The following is a 1,304-nucleotide window of genomic DNA, read 5'->3' as shown; positions in this document are numbered from 1 at the left end:
TAAATAAGATTGCATAAAAGATAACAAAGCGTTACACACTCGACCGGGAACCCGCGCCTTTTTTCCAAATAACCTTGGTTGAGTTAAACGTGGTTAAAACACAGCCGGTTTGTGTTCCCGGCCGGTGAACTTTGTGTTATGGTAATTAATCAATGATATCAAAGCAAGAATCCTTTGTTAAAACATTAGAGTCTTTAACCGATGACGAAATATCTTCTAAACTTTTTTCTGGAAGATGGTCGATAGAACAAAAACGTTGGGCAACCGAATGGCTGGAACATAAATCGGCCTTCAAACGTGATGCCCGTGAAGAAGAAACTCTCTCTATAGTTAAAGAGGCTAATGCTATTGCATCCGAAGCTAAAGAGTTTGCTCGTTTAGCAAGTGATTCAGCTTCTAAACAAGCACGGTGGGCTATGTGGGCCGCTATTATTGCTACTGTGGCGATTATTATTGCCGCTATGACATACATAAAAACTCCATAACAAATCAATGAACCCAACGCCGAGTAAGTACCTTTTTAAATCCATTAACGGCGGCGGCGTGGGTTATTTCCGTCGTTGGCCCTAAAAATAATTCTTGACCTCCAGATCAAATACGGCTATACTTAGGCTATCCATATGGAGGTGTTAAAATGCTTACGAAAATTCAAAAATGGGGAAATAGTCAGGGGCTCCGTCTTGCAAGAAATCTGCTCGAAGATGCAAATCTTTGTGTCGGAGATGATGTGGATATTAGCGTTAAAGAAGGAATTGTGATCATCAAACGAGCGAGAAAGATACGTGGACGTTATGCCCTTAAGGAACTCGTTGCACGTATTCCTGAAAACTACGAAATCAGCGAAATTGAATGGGGAGAACCGGTTGGCAAGGAGGAATGGTAAATGCCTGCGTATATCCCTAAACAAGGGGACATCATCGCGATCACTTTTGATCCCCAATCCGGCCATGAACAGAAAGGGCGGAGACCTGCCTTTGTCGTTAGTAAAGACCTCTTCAACCGAAGCACAGGCTTGGCTATTGTTTGCCCAATCACAAACACCAAACGTAACTTTCCTTTTCATGTCCCTATTCCAAAGGGCAGCGATTTGACTGGTTACATAATGGTTGAGCAAGTTAAATCGGTCGATTTCCAAACTCGCCGTGCAAACCGGATTGAACACGGTGGTCAGGAATTGCTTGCAGAGGTGCTTTCAATACTTGATGCTTGCATTTACTAAAGGGCCAACAAATCAATTAACCCAACGCCGAGTAAGTTACGTTTTTTATCCTTGGCCGGCGGCGGCGTGGGTTATTTCCGTCGTT

At 43.3% G+C, this 1,304-nt stretch carries 3 protein-coding genes; all 3 read left to right on the top strand.

Annotated features, from left to right (window positions below; all coding sequences use genetic code 11):
• Positions 1-152: 152 nt before the first annotated feature.
• Positions 153-485 (top strand): hypothetical protein, encoded by a 333-nt coding sequence (locus VXK47_RS18815; protein ID WP_435550325.1) that lies wholly within the window; start codon positions 153-155, stop codon positions 483-485.
• Positions 486-634: 149 nt separating this feature from the next.
• Positions 635-883: an AbrB/MazE/SpoVT family DNA-binding domain-containing protein gene (locus tag VXK47_RS18810; protein WP_435550324.1), complete on the top strand. Its 249-nt coding sequence runs from the start codon at positions 635-637 to the stop codon at positions 881-883.
• A complete protein-coding gene (locus VXK47_RS18805; RefSeq protein ID WP_435550323.1) occupies positions 884-1,219 on the top strand; it encodes a type II toxin-antitoxin system PemK/MazF family toxin in 336 nt (111 codons plus the stop codon).
• The last annotated feature ends 85 nt before the right edge of the window (positions 1,220-1,304 follow it).

Origin of the sequence: Desulfobacterium sp. N47 (assembly GCF_051233685.1) — a bacterium.
Taxonomy (GTDB): Bacteria; Desulfobacterota; Desulfobacteria; order Desulfobacterales; family RPRI01; genus RPRI01.
The sequence above is the reverse complement of the archived record's forward strand: the minus strand, read 5'-3'. Positions and strand labels throughout refer to the sequence as shown.